The organism is Pseudomonas sp. URIL14HWK12:I5 (genome assembly GCF_900176445.1).
In the GTDB taxonomy this organism is placed as follows: domain Bacteria; phylum Pseudomonadota; class Gammaproteobacteria; order Pseudomonadales; family Pseudomonadaceae; genus Aquipseudomonas; species Aquipseudomonas monteilii.
In genome coordinates this window covers 250,518-266,042 of sequence record NZ_FWXQ01000001.1, presented here as the reverse complement: position 1 = coordinate 266,042, position 15,525 = coordinate 250,518, and the positions used below count along the sequence as shown (strand labels likewise).

Annotated in this window: 14 protein-coding genes; 7 read left to right on the top strand and 7 right to left on the bottom strand. The window is 62.5% G+C overall.

Annotated features, from left to right (window positions below; translation table 11 throughout):
- Positions 1-64: 64 nt before the first annotated feature.
- The gene (gene rep, locus B9A31_RS01300) at positions 65-2,074 is read left to right on the top strand and encodes a DNA helicase Rep (RefSeq protein WP_016712678.1); all 2,010 of its coding nucleotides are present in this window, start codon (positions 65-67) and stop codon (positions 2,072-2,074) included.
- Between the two features lie 64 nt (positions 2,075-2,138).
- Positions 2,139-2,711 (top strand): xanthine phosphoribosyltransferase, encoded by a 573-nt coding sequence (locus tag B9A31_RS01295; protein ID WP_003253535.1) that lies wholly within the window; start codon positions 2,139-2,141, stop codon positions 2,709-2,711.
- Between the two features lie 121 nt (positions 2,712-2,832).
- Here the strand turns inward: B9A31_RS01295 and B9A31_RS01290 are convergent, their stop codons facing one another.
- The 5 genes from B9A31_RS01290 to dadA form a co-directional block, all read right to left on the bottom strand.
- Positions 2,833-4,689, bottom strand: a complete 1,857-nt coding sequence (locus B9A31_RS01290) for an acetyl-CoA hydrolase/transferase C-terminal domain-containing protein (RefSeq protein WP_084296604.1) — start codon at positions 4,687-4,689, stop codon at positions 2,833-2,835.
- Between the two features lie 122 nt (positions 4,690-4,811).
- Positions 4,812-5,216, bottom strand: a complete 405-nt coding sequence (locus B9A31_RS01285; RefSeq protein ID WP_033693936.1) for a c-type cytochrome — start codon at positions 5,214-5,216, stop codon at positions 4,812-4,814.
- Between the two features lie 154 nt (positions 5,217-5,370).
- Complete coding sequence (locus B9A31_RS01280; RefSeq protein WP_019097519.1) at positions 5,371-5,919, bottom strand: cupin domain-containing protein; 549 nt, start codon at positions 5,917-5,919, stop codon at positions 5,371-5,373.
- Positions 5,920-6,028: 109 nt separating this feature from the next.
- Positions 6,029-7,102 carry an alanine racemase gene (gene alr, locus B9A31_RS01275; protein ID WP_016712681.1) on the bottom strand — a complete coding sequence of 358 codons (1,074 nt, stop codon included), beginning with the start codon at positions 7,100-7,102 and terminating at the stop codon, positions 6,029-6,031.
- 144 nt (positions 7,103-7,246) lie between these two features.
- A complete protein-coding gene (gene dadA / locus B9A31_RS01270) occupies positions 7,247-8,551 on the bottom strand; it encodes a D-amino acid dehydrogenase (RefSeq protein ID WP_016712682.1) in 1,305 nt (434 codons plus the stop codon).
- Positions 8,552-8,707: 156 nt separating this feature from the next.
- Here dadA and dadR point away from each other — a divergent pair, with 156 nt between their 5' ends.
- Positions 8,708-9,196, top strand: coding sequence for a transcriptional regulator DadR (dadR, locus tag B9A31_RS01265; protein ID WP_003258963.1), 489 nt, complete (start codon positions 8,708-8,710; stop codon positions 9,194-9,196).
- Positions 9,197-9,198: 2 nt separating this feature from the next.
- On the opposite strand, the gene B9A31_RS01260 is transcribed toward dadR, so the two are convergent.
- The gene (locus B9A31_RS01260; RefSeq protein WP_027614810.1) at positions 9,199-9,552 is read right to left on the bottom strand and encodes a YkgJ family cysteine cluster protein; all 354 of its coding nucleotides are present in this window, start codon (positions 9,550-9,552) and stop codon (positions 9,199-9,201) included.
- A 141-nt stretch (positions 9,553-9,693) separates the two neighbouring features.
- Between B9A31_RS01260 and B9A31_RS01255 the strand changes: the two genes are divergently transcribed.
- Together B9A31_RS01255 and B9A31_RS01250 are read left to right on the top strand one after the other, a co-directional pair.
- Positions 9,694-10,680 (top strand): RHS repeat-associated core domain-containing protein, encoded by a 987-nt coding sequence (locus tag B9A31_RS01255; protein WP_084296603.1) that lies wholly within the window; start codon positions 9,694-9,696, stop codon positions 10,678-10,680.
- A 74-nt stretch (positions 10,681-10,754) separates the two neighbouring features.
- Positions 10,755-12,047: an NAD(P)/FAD-dependent oxidoreductase gene (locus B9A31_RS01250; protein ID WP_025754245.1), complete on the top strand. Its 1,293-nt coding sequence runs from the start codon at positions 10,755-10,757 to the stop codon at positions 12,045-12,047.
- Positions 12,048-12,051: 4 nt separating this feature from the next.
- On the opposite strand, the gene B9A31_RS01245 is transcribed toward B9A31_RS01250, so the two are convergent.
- A complete protein-coding gene (locus B9A31_RS01245; protein WP_016712685.1) occupies positions 12,052-12,282 on the bottom strand; it encodes a DUF1127 domain-containing protein in 231 nt (76 codons plus the stop codon).
- Between the two features lie 178 nt (positions 12,283-12,460).
- On the opposite strand from B9A31_RS01245, the gene B9A31_RS01240 reads away from it, so the two are divergent.
- Both B9A31_RS01240 and B9A31_RS01235 read left to right on the top strand, forming a co-directional pair.
- On the top strand, positions 12,461-13,891 hold the full coding sequence (locus B9A31_RS01240) for an aminotransferase-like domain-containing protein (protein WP_161751322.1): 1,431 nt from the start codon (positions 12,461-12,463) through the stop codon (positions 13,889-13,891).
- 61 nt (positions 13,892-13,952) lie between these two features.
- Positions 13,953-15,506: a phospholipase D family protein gene (locus B9A31_RS01235; protein ID WP_025754243.1), complete on the top strand. Its 1,554-nt coding sequence runs from the start codon at positions 13,953-13,955 to the stop codon at positions 15,504-15,506.
- The last annotated feature ends 19 nt before the right edge of the window (positions 15,507-15,525 follow it).

The window sequence follows — 15,525 nt, the reverse complement described above, 5'->3', positions numbered from 1 at the left end:
CGCCATAACGGCCCCATGCCTGTTAGAATGCGCGGCTATTTTCTGGCGACCCCCGGTTTCTAGCATGTCCCGACTCAATCCCCGGCAGCAGGAAGCCCGTGACTACGTCGGCGGCCCTCTTTTGGTGCTCGCCGGTGCAGGTTCGGGCAAGACCAGCGTGATCACGCGCAAGATTGCCCACCTGATCCAGAACTGCGGCATCCGTGCCCAGTACATCGTGGCGATGACCTTTACCAACAAGGCCGCGCGCGAGATGAAGGAACGTGTCGGCACCTTGCTGCGCCCGGGGGAAGGCCGTGGCCTTACGGTGTGTACCTTCCACAACCTGGGCCTGAACATCATCCGCAAGGAGCACGAGCGCCTGGGCTACAAGCCGGGCTTCTCGATCTTCGACGAGTCCGACATCAAGGCGTTGCTGTCGGACATCATGCAGAAGGAATACTCCGGCGACGACGGCATCGACGAGATCAAGAACATGATCGGTGCCTGGAAGAACGACCTGATCCTGCCGCCCGAAGCCCTGGAAAAGGCGCGCAACCCGCGCGAGCAGACCGCCGCCATCGTCTACACCCACTACCAGCGCACACTCAAGGCGTTCAACGCGGTGGACTTCGACGACCTGATCCTGCAGCCGGTCAAGCTGTTCCAGGAGCATCCCGAGGTGCTGGAACGCTGGCAGAACCGCGTGCGCTACCTGCTGGTGGACGAATACCAGGACACCAACGCCAGCCAGTACCTGCTGGTGAAGATGCTGATCGGCATGCGCAACCAGTTCACCGTGGTAGGCGACGACGACCAGTCGATCTATGCCTGGCGCGGTGCCCGTCCCGAGAACCTGATGCTGCTCAAGGAGGACTACCCCTCCCTGAAGATCGTCATGCTGGAGCAGAACTACCGCTCCACCAGCCGCATCCTGCGCTGTGCCAACGTGCTGATCGCCAACAACCCGCACGCGTTCGAGAAGCAACTGTGGAGCGAGATGGGCGTGGGCGACGAGATCCGCGTGATCCGCTGCAAGAACGAGGAAGCCGAGGCCGAGCGCGTGGCCATGGAAATCCTCACCTTGCACCTGCGCACCAACCGCCCGTACAGCGACTTCGCCATCCTTTACCGTGGCAACTACCAGGCCAAGCTGATCGAGCTGAAGCTGCAGCACCACCAGGTGCCATATCGCCTGTCGGGCGGCAACAGCTTCTTCGGTCGCCAGGAGGTCAAGGACCTGATGGCGTACCTGCGCCTGCTGGTGAACCCGGACGATGACAACGCCTACCTGCGCGTCATCAACGTACCGCGCCGGGAAATCGGCTCCACCACCCTGGAAAAGCTCGGCAACTATTCCACCGAGCGCGGCATTTCGATGTACGCCGCCAGCGAGGAGCTGGGCCTGGGCGAGCACCTGGATGCCCGCTACACCGAGCGTTTGCAGCGTTTCAAGCACTGGCTGGACGGGGTACGCCAAAAGGTTGCCCTGGAAGACCCGATTGCCGCGCTGCACGAGATGATCCGCGACATCGACTACGAGAACTGGATTCGCCAGCAGACCGCCAGTGACAAAGCTGCCGATTTCCGCATCAGCAACGTCTGGTTCCTGGTCGAAGCGCTGAAGAACACCCTCGAGAAGGATGAAGAGGGTGACATGACCATCGAGGACGCCATCGGCAAGCTGGTGCTGCGCGACATGCTCGAGCGCCAGCAGGAAGAGGAAGAGAACGCCGAAGGTGTGCAGATGATGACCCTGCACGCCTCCAAGGGCCTGGAGTTCCCCTACGTGTTCATCATGGGCATGGAAGAGGAAATCCTCCCGCACCGCTCCAGCATCGAGGCCGACACCATCGAAGAGGAACGCCGCCTGGCCTACGTGGGCATCACCCGCGCACGCCAGACGCTGGCCTTCACCTTCGCTGCCAAGCGCAAGCAGTACGGTGAAATCATCGACTGCACGCCCAGCCGGTTCCTCGACGAACTGCCACCGGACGACCTGGCCTGGGAGGGCCTGGACGATGCACCGGTCGAGGTGAAGGCCGCACGCGGCAATAACGCCCTGGCCGATATCCGGGCAATGCTCAAACGCTGATCAACCATTACTCTTAAACTTTGCCGCTATTTGCGGCCACCTTTGCTACATCGAGGAAAACAAAGTGGAAGCACTGCATCAGAAGATTCGCGAAGAAGGCATCGTGCTTTCCGACCAGGTTCTTAAAGTCGACGCGTTTCTCAACCACCAGATCGATCCGGCGCTGATGCAGCTGATCGGTGACGAGTTTGCCCGCCTGTTCGCTGACGCGGGCGTGACCAAGATCGTCACCATCGAAGCCTCGGGCATTGCCCCGGCGGTGATGACGGGCCTGAAGCTGGGCGTGCCGGTGATTTTCGCCCGCAAGCACCAGTCGCTGACCCTGACCGAGAACCTGCTGACCGCCTCGGTGTATTCCTTCACCAAGCAGACCGAAAACACCGTGGCCATCTCGCCGCGCCACCTCAACAGCAGCGACCGCGTGCTGGTGATCGACGACTTCCTGGCCAACGGCAAGGCGTCGCAGGCGCTGATCTCGATCATCAAGCAAGCCGGCGCCACCGTGGCGGGCCTGGGTATCGTCATCGAAAAGTCGTTCCAGGGCGGCCGTGCCGAGCTGGACAGCCAGGGCTACCGCGTTGAATCGCTGGCCCGGGTGAAGTCGCTGGAAGGTGGTGTGGTCAGCTTCATCGAGTAAGCACCATTGGGGCCGCTTTGCGGCCCTTTCGCGGCACAAGGCCGCTCCTACAGGCGATCGCATTCTCACTGTAGGAGCGGCCTTGTGCCGCGAAAGGGCTGCAAAGCAGCCCCGGCAATCTTCAGGTCGCCGCCAGTCCCGCCAGCAGCAGCCGATGATAAAGCTCCTCCTTTAGCCCATGCGGCTGATCCAATTGCATCCTCGTCAGGTGCCCCTCATACCCCTCCGGCCCCGGCGCATCCAGCGCTGCCTTGCCCAACTCCAGCACCTCGCTCAGCTTGAACTTGCTTTTCAACCAGGTCAGCGCCCGCAACAGGTCACGCTCTTCGGCCGTAAAATCCGTCCCCATCGGGTACTCCGGGAACAACCGCGCATGCCGCGCCCGGATTGCCTCCAGACGCTGTGGCGTATTGTCAGTAAAACGCGCATCCAGCTGAAAATCCCTGGGCAGCTTGCCGGCCTCTTTCGCCTGCTCGGTCAGCCCCTGCTGGAACCGCGAATCGCACACTGCCAGTAACCGCGCAATCACCTCGCTGTCGGTCTGCCCGCGAAGGTCGGCAATGCCGTACTCGGTCACCACGATATCGCGCAGGTGCCGGGGGATGGTGCAGTGGCCATAGGTCCAGAACAGGTTAGAGGTCACCTCCCCGCCCGACTCACGCCAGCTGCGCAGCAGCAAAATCGAGCGCCCACCCTCCAGTGCATGAGCCTGGGCGACGAAGTTGTACTGCCCACCCACGCCGCTGAGCACACGGCCATCTTCCAGCTGATCGGCCACCCCGGCACCGAGCAGCGTCATGCCGAACGCCGTGTTGATGAAGCGCGCATCGCGCCGCTGGTGCCGCTTGAGTTCTTCCTGCCCGTACAGCTCGTTGATGAAGCTGATACGGGTCATGGCAAACCGTGCGCGCTGCTCAAGCGGCATCTCCCTCAGCCGCTGGTAGAACGCTTGAGGCCCGAGGAAAAAGCCACCATGCAACAACGGCCCCTGCTCATCGGCCGAGCGCCGTAGCAAGCCCGCTTCGGCCAGCACCAACAGGCCGTTAACGAACATTTCGCTGCAGCCGTACAGGCCTTCGGCAAAAGTCTCCAGCCCCCCTTCCCGCTCAATCAGCGCCTGCCACGGGCCGATATCCAGCTCGTCGAGCAGGGCCCGGTAGCCCGCGTTGTCGCCCTGGCGCGCCAGCAACGCTGCAGCGACTGCATCCCCCATGGCACCGATGCCGATCTGCAAGGTGCCGCCGTCACGCACCAGCGTGCTGGCGTGCAAACCAATGCAGTGATCCTGGGTGTTGACCGGCATGTTCGGCGTGGAGAACAACCGGCGCTGCTCGGCTTCATCGATCAGCAGGTCGAACGCATCGATGGGCAATTCCGCATCGCCGGGCATGTACGGCAGTTCGGTATGTACCTGGCCAAGCATCAGGATGGTTTCGCCGGCCGCACGGCGCTTGGCGATCATTGGCAGCAGGTCGAGGGTGATGTCGGGGTTACAGGCCAGGCTGAGGTGGACGGGCTTCTCGGGAGTGGCAGCGACCAGTTGCGCGATCAGGTTCAGGCCCTTGGCATTGATGTCACGGGCGGCGTGGCTGTAGTTGCTGCTGATGTAGTCCTGCTGGGCCGATTCGCTGTGCAGCAGGCTGCCGGGCTGCATGAAAAACTGCTCTACGCGGATGTTTGGCGGCAGGCTGTCGTTGCGCAGGTCGGCGAGGTAGGTGAGCTCTTCGTAGTCGGCGAAGACGCGCTCGACGAAGGGTTCGAGAAAGCGTCGTTGCAGGCCGTCGCCCAGTGGTGGTCGGCCGAGGGTCAGCGCGGTGTAGATGGTCAACTGCCGCTCTGGCAGATCGCGCACCCGGGCATAGAGGGCGTTTACGAAAGCGTTAGGCTTTCCCAGACCCAAGGGCAGGCCCATGTGGATATGGGCTGGCAGCCGGGACAGGACCTGCTCGACAGCCTGGTCGATGGCGCAGAGGTGCATCGGGGCCTCCTGAGACATGGGTTCAGGGGTTGGACACAGGCCTACGGCAATTGGTTGCCTGCACTGGAGCCCATAAACAAAACCCGCCATCAAAGGCGGGCTTCGTGCAATTCAGCTGTAGATCACAGCCCGGACATTTTCTTGATCGCGCCTTTCAGGTCGTCATCCGAGCAGTCCGCGCAGGTGCCTTTCGGCGGCATGGCGTTGATGCCGGTAATGGCCTTGGCCAGGATGCCATCCAGCCCGCCCTGGTGGTCGGCGCGTTCTTTCCACGCGGCGGTGTCGCCAATTTTCGGCGCGCCGAGCAGGCCGGTGCCATGGCAGGCATTGCAGTGCTTGGCGATGATGTCATCCGGCGTTTTGGCGCCCCCGCCCCCCGCCGCTGCAGCCACTTCCATGCCTTTGCATTCCTGGCCCTGGACACACACCTGGCCGACCGGCTCCAGGCGCTTGGCAATGTCGTCGTTGGTCGCAGCGGTTGCGCTCATTGCCCAGAGGGCGAATACGGCTGCTGGTACGGCCAGCATCTTCTTGATTTGGTTCACGCGAACACCCTCATGGTGGCTAATCACGCTCGCGGCCACGAAACGGCGAGCGTTGAAAAGTATAGCGGGAACCCAGAGGCCGTGAAACGACCCTACACGGGAAAGGGGTATTGCCGAATCAATGCACTGCGCTGGATCAAAAGTTTGAAGGCGTCGCTGCGCTGATCAACCGCGCGGGCTGGTCGAAGGGGTTGCGAAAACGGTGCGGGCGGGTGCTTTCGAAGTAATAGCTGTCGCCTTCTTCGAGGATGAAGATCTCGTTGCCGACCACCAGTTCCAGGCGGCCTTCCAACAAGATGCCGGTTTCCTCGCCGTCATGGGTGAGCATCTCGGCACCGGTGTCGGCACCCGGCGGGTACACCTCGGTGAGAAAGGCGATGGCGCGGTTGGGGTGCGACTTGCCGACCAGCTTCATGGTCACCGCACCGTCCGAGATGTCGATCAGCTCGTGGGCCTTGTAAACGATCTGCGTGGGGCTTTGAGGTTCCAGCTCGACCGAAAAGAACTCGACCATGGACATGGGGATGCCGCTCAGCACCTTGCGCAGCGAGCTGATCGAGGGGCTCACACTGTTCTTCTCGATCATCGAGATGGTGCTGTTGGTCACGCCGGCACGCTTGGCGAGTTCACGCTGGGACAGGCCCTTGAGCTTGCGGATGGCTTGCAGTCGTTCGCCGACGTCCAAAGCTGGAGCCTCCTGAAACGGTGGAATGGGGGGTGGATGTGAACGATATCATGGCAATGCCGTTCAGTATTTACAACACACCGCCCCTCAACCTGTCCGCTTCAGCGTGTCATTCGCCGATGTAGTCCCGCGGTACGCGCTTCAGGTTGCAGAAGATCTGGTAAGGAATGGTGCCCGCGTGTGCGGCCACTTCACTGGCCAGCACCTGCTTGCCCCACAGCTCGACCGGGCTGCCGACAGTGGCTTGTGGCACGTCGGTCAGGTCGACGCTGAGCATGTCCATCGATACACGGCCAATCAGCTGGGTGCGCTGGCCGGCAACCAATACCGGGGTGCCGTTGGGGGCCTGGCGCGGGTAGCCGTCGGCATAGCCCATGGCAACCACGCCAACGCGGGTTGGCCGGGGGCTGACGAACTTGGCGCCATAGCCCACCGGCTCGCCGGCAGGCAGCTCGCGCACGCTGATGACCCGCGATTGCAAGGTCATGACCGGTTGCAGGCGTTGGGCCTGGGCCTGGGCCACTTCGAACGGGGTGGCGCCATACAGCATCAGGCCTGGGCGTACCCAATCGCTGGGGGCTTGTGGCCAGCCCAGCACGCCGGGGGAGTTGCGCAGGCTGCATTCGGCGGCCAGGCCCTGGCGGGCAGCCTCGAACACGGCAATCTGCTGGGCAGTGGCGTCGGCATCCAGCTCGTCGGCGCGAGCGAAGTGGCTCATCAGCACGATGCGAGAAACCTTGCCACTGGCCAGCAGGCGCCGGTAAGCCTCGTGGTAATCCTTGGGGTGCAGACCGACACGATGCATGCCACTGTCGAGCTTCAACCAGACAGTGAGCGGCTTGTGGACCTGGGTCTGCTCGATGGCTTCGAGCTGCCACAACGAATGCACCACACACCACAGGTCGTGCTCGGCGATCAGCGCCAGCTCGCTGACTTCGAAAAAGCCTTCCAGCAGCAGCACCGGGGCCTTGATACCGGCGGCGCGCAGTTCCAGCGCCTCTTCAATGCAGGCCACGGCAAAACCGTCGGCTTCGGCCTCCAGGGCCAGGGCGCAACGCACGGCGCCATGGCCATAGGCGTCGGCCTTGATCACGGCGAGGGCTTTGGCACCGGTCAGTTCACGGGCCAGACGGTAGTTGTGGCGCAGGGCCTGGAGGTCGATCAGGGCGCGGGCGGGACGCATGGCGGCTGCCTTATGGTGGTTCGGGTTGAAATCGGTGTTGGATTCTTCGCGGGCTCGCCCGCTCCCACAAGTACTGCACAGCTTTCAAAAGCTGTGAAATACCTGTGGGAGCGGGCGAGCCCGCGAAAGGGCCGGTACAGGCAATTACTGCTGGTGAGCCGGCGCAGTCTGCCCGTGCTTGGCCACTTCCGGGCTGTTGCCATAACGGGAAATGTCCAGGCCTTCGGCACTGATCTGCGGCTTCTTGCGCGCAATCAGGTCGGCCAGCAGACGACCGGAGCCGCACGCCATGGTCCAGCCCAAAGTACCGTGACCGGTGTTCAGGAACAGGTTGCGGAACGCGGTCGCACCCACAATCGGCGTACCGTCCGGGGTCGCCGGGCGCAGGCCGGTCCAGAAGCTGGCCTGGCTCAGATCACCGCCGCGAGGATAAAGGTCGTTGACGATCATCTCCAGCGTTTCGCGCCGACGCGGGTTCAGCGACAGGTCAAAACCGGCGATTTCAGCCATGCCACCAACGCGGATGCGGTTGTCGAAACGGGTGATCGCAACCTTGTAGGTTTCATCAAGAATGGTCGACGTCGGGGCCATGTCGCCGTTGGTGATCGGCACGGTCAGCGAGTAGCCTTTAAGCGGATAAACCGGGGCCTTGATGCCCAGCGGCTTGAGCATCTGCGGCGAATAGCTGCCCAGCGCCAGCACGTAGCGGTCGGCAGTTTCCAGCTTGCCGTCGATCCACACGCCATTGATGCGGTCGCCAGCGAAGTCCAGGCGCTGGATGTCCTGGCCGAAGCGGAACTCCACGCCCAGCTTCAGCGCCATGTCGGCAAGCTTGGTGGTGAACAGCTGGCAGTCGCCAGTTTGGTCGTTAGGCAAGCGCAGGGCGCCGGCCAGGATGTCTTTCACACCCGCCAGGGCAGGTTCCACGCGGGCAATGCCGTCGCGGTCGAGCAATTCGTAAGGCACGCCGGACTGTTCGAGCACGGCAATGTCCTTGGCCGCAGCATCTACCTGAGCCTGGGTACGGAACAGCTGGGTAGTGCCCAGGCTGCGGTTTTCGTAATTGATGCCGGTTTCAGCGCGCAGCTCGTCGAGGCAGTCACGGCTGTACTCGGACAGACGCACCATGCGCTCTTTGTTCACCGCGTAACGGCTGGCGGTGCAGTTGCGCAGCATCTGTGCCATCCACAGGTACTGGTCGACGTCGCCGGTGAGCTTGATGGCCAGGGGGGCGTGGCGCTCCAGCAGCCACTTGATGGCCTTCAGCGGCACGCCAGGTGCGGCCCAGGGCGAGGCATAGCCGGGCGAGATCTGACCGGCGTTGGCAAAACTGGTTTCCATGGCCACCGCCGGCTGGCGGTCGACCACCGTCACTTCGAAACCTTGCCGGGCCAGGTAGTAGGCACTGGCGGTTCCGATTACGCCGCTACCAAGTACCAGAACTCGCATCGTTATATCCCTCACACGCGGCACGCCGCAGACTTTTATTGAAATGGCATGAATGGACGCAGTATAGGAATTTGAGACCAGTGCAATTCACTATATAAAAGCCTATTATTGGCGAGAATTCTCGGCAAAATCGCCTTTCACGGAGGGGCATCCCCTATGAGAACCCAGCACCAGAGCAAGCGTGAACTGGACAAGATCGACCGTAACATCCTGCGCATCCTGCAGAATGACGGGCGTATTTCCTTCACCGAACTGGGCGAGAAAGTTGGGCTGTCCACCACCCCTTGCACCGAGCGGGTTCGCCGCCTGGAGCGCGAGGGCATCATCATGGGCTACAACGCCCGCCTGAACCCGCAGCACCTCAAGGGCAGCCTGCTGGTGTTCGTGGAAATCAGCCTGGACTACAAGTCGGGCGACACCTTCGAGGAGTTCCGCCGCGCGGTGTTGAAGCTGCCCCATGTGTTGGAGTGCCACCTGGTGTCGGGCGACTTCGACTACCTGGTGAAAGCGCGTATTTCGGAGATGGCGTCGTACCGCAAGCTGCTTGGCGACATCCTGCTGAAGCTGCCGCACGTGCGTGAGTCGAAGAGCTACATCGTGATGGAGGAGGTAAAGGAGAGCCTCTGCCTGCCAATTCCGGACTGAAGTCAGACCAACACCTGGCGGGTGGTGGCAATGAACTGATGGACCAGCTGCTCGGCGGCAGGGTCGATCATCGGTTCAGGGCCACGACCACGCGGGCAGGGCATGCGCGGCGTGGTGCCGAACAGGCGGCAGATCATGGGCCGCTCTTCATACACCGTGCAGCCGTTGGGGCCGAGGTGCACACAGTCCAGGCGCTCCAGAGCGGCGTCCTGTTCGGCCTGGGACTTGCGCGGGAGGCGGGCCATTTCTTCTGCCGAGGTGGTGACCGGGCCGCAGCAGTCGTGGCAGCCGGGTTCGCACTCGAAGGAGGGGATGAGTTCGCGCAGGAAGTGGATTTTGTGGCGGTTGCAGGACATGGCGAAGATGGCTGTTTTATCCGGATAACGCTTGTGCTCGGTAAAGGTAGCGGACCTAGTAGTTCTGACAGTTGTGGGTAAGCCTACTTGCTACACACACTGACGAGACAGCGACCCAGTCCAGCTAATCGAGCCTAGCGAATGAAGAACCATATTCTACTCTTCTACAGCCGAAAGAAGCTTGTTGTGCTGAAAGGCACCCAGGATACGCTTCGCATCGTTCAGGCACTGGACCTCCCTCTCGCCGAAAGGAAAAACGCGGGTGTTGCCTTGGTCGCTCTAGATCAAAGACGAACGCCCGTAATGATCGGATCGAGTAAAACTCACCACTCTTTTGCATTTACTCCTTTTGGCCATATGCCCACTGCAATCTCAGTGAGCATTGGATTCGTCGGGGAGCGGTTGGATCTTGCCAGTGGTTGCTATCTACTCGGGGCGGGTCATCGCAGCTACAGTCCTGAATTGATGCGCTTCCATAGCCCCGACTCACAAAGCCCGTTCCTCAGAGGCGGGATCAATACTCATGCTTACTGCTCGAACGATCCGGTCAACTACTCGGACCCGTCGGGGCGAGTCAGGTTGCGTGACCTCCGCAAAGCTCCGCAAAGCCTTATTCATTCAATCTTCCAAGACAACCGTAATCAGCCTCCGGCACAGCCTACGCTGCCTCACTATTCACCAGCCGCGCCCGGAGCAGTAGTCACAGGTAAAAGCCCGGCCCCACCAACGTACTTTGGTTGGGGCGAGCCACCGCCGCCGTACGATCCAAATGCGCCGCTGAAATCCAACGGCAATCAGACAAGGCCGTATCACGTAACCCCAATGAATGGGGAGCAAGTTCTGGAAATGCACAATGGCAATATAAGGGTGGTCAACTCACTTATTGAGCTTACCCGGGCAAACGCTCAAGCCGGGAACAGAGCACTCCCGGCGGCTGTGTCTTTAAAGGCAACCAACACTCTGTTACGGATGAGTAAAAACAAGCTGCCCACACAAACCGACAACGGGATTCTTGCTGCGGTAGCTACAGCTCACCAGCTTTACGACATCCGTGGCGCCGGTACCATGGATGCGCCCGACCCAGCGCAATCTCTACCGTTGACGGTTGGGATAACAAGACAGACCTGAATAGCCGCTTGGTTGCCCCCTCTTGGTCCCGAGCTTATCCTCCATGCTTTGTCGATAACCTCGGGACCTGCACAATGATTCACAGCGCGCAGCACGCCGCCTCCTACTACGCCGCCAGCAGCGCGCCACACCCTGACTACGCCTTCCTGCAAGGCGCACACAGCGCCGATGTGTGCATCGTCGGCGGGGGCTACTCGGGCCTGAACACTGCCATCGAACTGGCCGAACGCGGCTTCTCGGTCATCCTGCTGGAAGCACGCAAACTGGGCTGGGGCGCCAGTGGGCGCAATGGCGGGCAGTTGATCCGTGGCGTTGGTCATGGCCTTGAACAGTTCCTGCCGGTAATTGGCGAGGACGGCGTGCGCAGCATGAAGCTGATGGGCCTGGAGGCCGTGCAGATCGTGCGCGAGCGGGTGGAAAAGCATGCCATCGCCTGTGACCTGACCTGGGGTTACTGCGACCTGGCCAACAAACCCGCCGAATTGCTGGGCTTTGCCGAGGACGCCGAAGAACTGCGCAGCCTGGGCTACGCGCATGAACTGCGTCTGGTCGGCAAAGATGATATCCACAGTGTGGTCGGCGCCGACTGCTATGTGGGTGGGTTGGTCGACATGGGCTCGGGGCACCTGCACCCGCTCAACCTGGCCCTGGGCGAAGCCGCCGTGGCAGCCCGCCTAGGCGTGAAGCTGTTCGAGCAGTCCGAGGTCACCCGTATCGACTATGGTCCCGAGGTTCAGGTGCATACTGCCCAAGGCCGGGTGCGCGCCAAGACCCTGGTACTGTGCTGCAACGCCTATCACAACAACCTCAACCGCGAACTGGGCGGCAAGGTGCTGCCAGCCGGCAGCTACATCATCGCCACCGAGCCGCTGGGTGAGGAACGCGCGCGCAGGTTGCTGCCGCAAAACATGGCGGTGTGCGACCAGCGTGTGGCGCTGGACTACTATCGCCTGTCTGCCGACAACCGCCTACTGTTCGGTGGGGCCTGCCATTACTCGGGCCGCGACCCGAAGGACATTGCCGCCTACATGCAGCCGAAGATGCTCAAGGTGTTCCCTGAGTTGGCCGACGTGCGCATCGATTACCAGTGGGGTGGCATGATCGGCATCGGCGCCAACCGCCTGCCCCAGGTAGGCCGCCTGGCCAGCCAGCCGAACGTGTATTACGCCCAAGCCTATTCAGGCCATGGGCTCAACGCCACCCACCTGGCCGCGCGCCTGCTGGGCGAAGCCATCAGCGGCCAGCAGAGCGGGCGTTTCGACCTGTTCGCCAAGGTGCCACACATCACCTTCCCTGGCGGCAAGCACCTGCGCTCGCCGCTGCTGGCATTGGGGATGCTGTGGCACCGGCTTAAAGAACTGGTCTAAGGCCTCAATCTTTCCAGAAGGGCTTACGCCCTTCTGTCCGGGCCTGCTCCCAGCTCAGCCCGACATCGCGCAGCTCGTCATCCGTCAACTGCAGCAGCGCCCTGCGGGTGTGCCAGCGATGCAGCATCAGCCCCCAACGCCCCAAACCCTCCGGCGCGTTGAATACCTTGGCCTGCTGCCCGACTTCCAGCTCCCTGGCCAACAGTTGCAAGCGCACATCGCTCATGCCACCCATCGCTGCGTACTCCCGTTCGATTGATACCGTGGAGAAAGCATGCGCGTCGGCAGCACCGGCAATACAGATCCAATACAGCCTTATTATTCCCATACAGAATTGGCTGAAGATCGACTGAATGCTGTATTTTCAACCCAACTGTACCGGTCGCTATGCCAATGCAGCGCAGGAGTATGCCGTGACCCTCTACCTGAACCTCGCCGAACTGCTCGGCGCCCGCATCGAACAGGGCCTGTACCGCCCCGGCCAGCGCCTGCCGTCGGTGCGCGCCCTGAGCGTGGAGCATGGCGTCAGCCTGAGCACCGTGCAGCAGGCCTACCGCACGCTCGAAGACAGCGGCATGGTCTCGCCACGGCCCAAGTCCGGCTACTTCGTCAGTGACCACCGCCTGCTGCCAGCCCTGCCCGCCGTCAGCCGCCCGGCCCAACGCCCGGTGGACATCTCGCAGTGGGAACAGGTGCTGGAACTGGTGCGCAGCACCCCACGCAAGGATGTGGTCCAGCTCGGCCGCGGCATGCCCGACATCGACAGCCCCACCCTCAAGCCGCTGCTGCGCAGCCTGGCGCAGTTGAGCCGGCGGCAGGACATGCCAGGCCTGTACTACGACAACATCCACGGCAACCTGGCCCTGCGTGAACAGGTTGCCCGGCTGGTGCTCGATTCCGGTTGCCGCCTGGGCCCGGCTGACCTGGTGATCACCACCGGCTGCCACGAGGCGCTGTCGTGCAGCATCCGCGCCGTGTGCGAGCCGGGCGACATCGTTGCCGTCGACTCCCCCAGCTTCCACGGCGCCATGCAAACCCTGAAGGGCCTGGGTATGAAGGCGCTGGAAATCCCCACCGACCCGGTCACCGGCATCAGCCTGGAGGCGCTGGAGCTGGCCCTGGAGCAGTGGCCGATCAAGCTCATCCAGATCACCCCCAGCTGCAACAACCCGCTTGGCTACATCATGCCCGAGGCACGCAAGAAGGCCTTGCTGAGCCTGGCCCAGCGCTACGACGTGGCAATTCTGGAGGATGATGTCTACGGCGACCTGGCCTACACCTACCCGCGCCCGCGCACCCTCAAGTCGTTCGACGACGATGGCCGCGTGCTGCTGTGCAGTTCGTTCTCCAAAACCCTTGCCCCTGGCCTGCGAGTAGGTTGGGTGGCCCCTGGGCGCTATCTGGAACGCGTGCTGCACATGAAATACATCAGCACCGGCAGCACCGCCTGCCAGCCCCAACTGGCCATCGCCGACTTCATCGCCGCCGGGCACTATCAACCCCACGTCCGGCGTATGCGTAGCCAGTACCAACGCGGCCGCGACCTGATGAGCGACTGGGTGACCCGCTACTTCCCGGCAGGCACCCGGGTGAGCCGGCCCCAAGGCGGCTTCATGCTCTGGGTAGAATTGCCCGAACATTTCGATACGCTACGCCTGAACCGGGCTTTACTGGAGCAGGGCGTGCAGGTTGCCGTCGGCAGTATCTTCTCGGCCTCGGGCAAGTTCCGCCACTGCCTGCGCATGAACTTCGCAGCGCGGCCAACGCCGCAGATCGAAGCCGCCGTGCGCAAGGTTGGTGAAACCGCCCTTCGTCTACTGGATGAAGAAAGCGCCGACGCGTAACTTTGCGCCGCCCGCCACGGTCCAACCCCCTAAAGCCCTTGCTGCACAGGACGATCCACCCTTGAGACTCCAGCGAGCCTTGCCTCTGCTGCTGGTACTGTCGCTCGGCCTTACCGGCTGCGCCAGTGTCAGTGTGCCCCGCGAAACCAGCCAGGCGTTACCCGCCAACGACTCGGCCTTCGGCCGCTCGGTGCTGCGCCAGGCCGCGCCCTACGGGGGGCGCTCGGGCTTTCGCCTGCTGCCCAACAGCAACGAGGCATTCCGCGCCCGTGCCGAACTGATCCGCAACGCTCAGGCAAGCATCGACCTGCAGTATTACATCGTCCACGACGGCCTCAGCACCCGCGCACTGGTGCATGAACTGCTACGCGCCGCCGACCGTGGCGTGCGTGTGCGCATCCTGCTGGACGACACCACCAGCGATGGCCTGGATACCATCATGGGCACCCTGGATGCCCACCCGAACATCCAGATTCGCGTGTTCAACCCGCTGCACCTGGGCCGTAGTACAGGCGTGACGCGCGCCGTGGGCCGGCTGTTCAACCTGTCGCGCCAGCACCGGCGCATGCACAACAAACTGTTCCTGGTGGACAACAGCATGGCCATCGTGGGTGGCCGCAACCTGGGTGACGAGTATTTCGATGCCGAACCCAACCTCAACTTCACCGACATAGACCTGCTGGGTGTAGGCCCGGTGGCTGAACAGCTTGGCCACAGTTTCGACCAATACTGGAACAGCGCCCTGAGCCGGCCGATTACCGACTTCCTCTGGCGTGCTCCGGATGCCAATGACCTGCACGCCAGCCGCCATCGCCTGGAGGTGTCCCTGGCCGAAGCCAGAACCCGGCGCAAGGCCCTGTACGACCGCCTGATGGCCTACCAGTCGCAGCCGCGCCTGGATGTATGGCGCAACGAGCTGATCTGGGCTCATGCCCAGGCGTTGTGGGATGCACCGAACAAGGTGCTGGCCGATGACGAACCCGACCCACAGCTGTTGCTGAGCCAGCAACTGGCACCGGACCTGGCCAACGTGCGCAGCGAGCTGATGCTGACATCGGCGTACTTCGTGCCGGGTGAACCGGGGTTGCTGTACCTGACCGGCCGCGCCGACGCCGGTGTTTCGGTGAAGCTGCTGACCAACTCGCTGGAAGCCACCGATGTACCGGCGGTGCACGGAGGCTACGCGCCCTATCGCCGGGCCTTGCTCGAGCACGGGGTGCAGCTGTACGAGCTGCGCCGCCAGCCCGGCGACCCCAGCGCGGGGCACCTGAGTTTCCGTGGCAGTTCGGATTCGAGCCTGCACACCAAGGCGATCGTGTTCGACCGGCGCAAGACCTTCATCGGCTCATTCAACTTCGACCCGCGTTCAGTGCTGTGGAACACCGAGGTAGGCGTGCTGGTGGACAGCCCGGAGCTGGCCGAATACACCCGCGAACTGGCCCAGCAAGGCATGGCGCCTGCGTTGAGTTACCAGGTGAAACTGGTGGGTAACAAATTGGTATGGGCGACCGAGGACAATGGTCAGCGGCACATGCTGACATCAGAGCCAGGTGGGATGTGGCGGCGGTTCAATGCCTGGATCAGCAAGGCCGTTGGCTTGGAGAAGATGTTGTAGCGGCAATTTCTGGGGCTGC

Excerpts from the sequence above, each read along its gene's own strand:
- rep (WP_016712678.1), top strand. The coding sequence starts at position 65 with ATGTCCCGACTCAATCCCCGGCAGCAGGAAGCCCGTGACTACGTCGGC.
- B9A31_RS01290 (WP_084296604.1), bottom strand. The coding sequence starts at position 4,689 with ATGCACCTCTGCGCCATCGACCAGGCTGTCGAGCAGGTCCTGTCCCGG.
- B9A31_RS01285 (WP_033693936.1), bottom strand. The coding sequence starts at position 5,216 with ATGCTGGCCGTACCAGCAGCCGTATTCGCCCTCTGGGCAATGAGCGCA.
- alr (WP_016712681.1), bottom strand. The coding sequence starts at position 7,102 with ATGCGTCCCGCCCGCGCCCTGATCGACCTCCAGGCCCTGCGCCACAAC.
- dadA (WP_016712682.1), bottom strand. The coding sequence starts at position 8,551 with ATGCGAGTTCTGGTACTTGGTAGCGGCGTAATCGGAACCGCCAGTGCC.
- dadR (WP_003258963.1), top strand. The coding sequence starts at position 8,708 with ATGAGAACCCAGCACCAGAGCAAGCGTGAACTGGACAAGATCGACCGT.
- B9A31_RS01260 (WP_027614810.1), bottom strand. The coding sequence starts at position 9,552 with ATGTCCTGCAACCGCCACAAAATCCACTTCCTGCGCGAACTCATCCCC.
- B9A31_RS01255 (WP_084296603.1), top strand. The coding sequence starts at position 9,694 with ATGAAGAACCATATTCTACTCTTCTACAGCCGAAAGAAGCTTGTTGTG.
- B9A31_RS01250 (WP_025754245.1), top strand. The coding sequence starts at position 10,755 with ATGATTCACAGCGCGCAGCACGCCGCCTCCTACTACGCCGCCAGCAGC.
- B9A31_RS01245 (WP_016712685.1), bottom strand. The coding sequence starts at position 12,282 with ATGGGTGGCATGAGCGATGTGCGCTTGCAACTGTTGGCCAGGGAGCTG.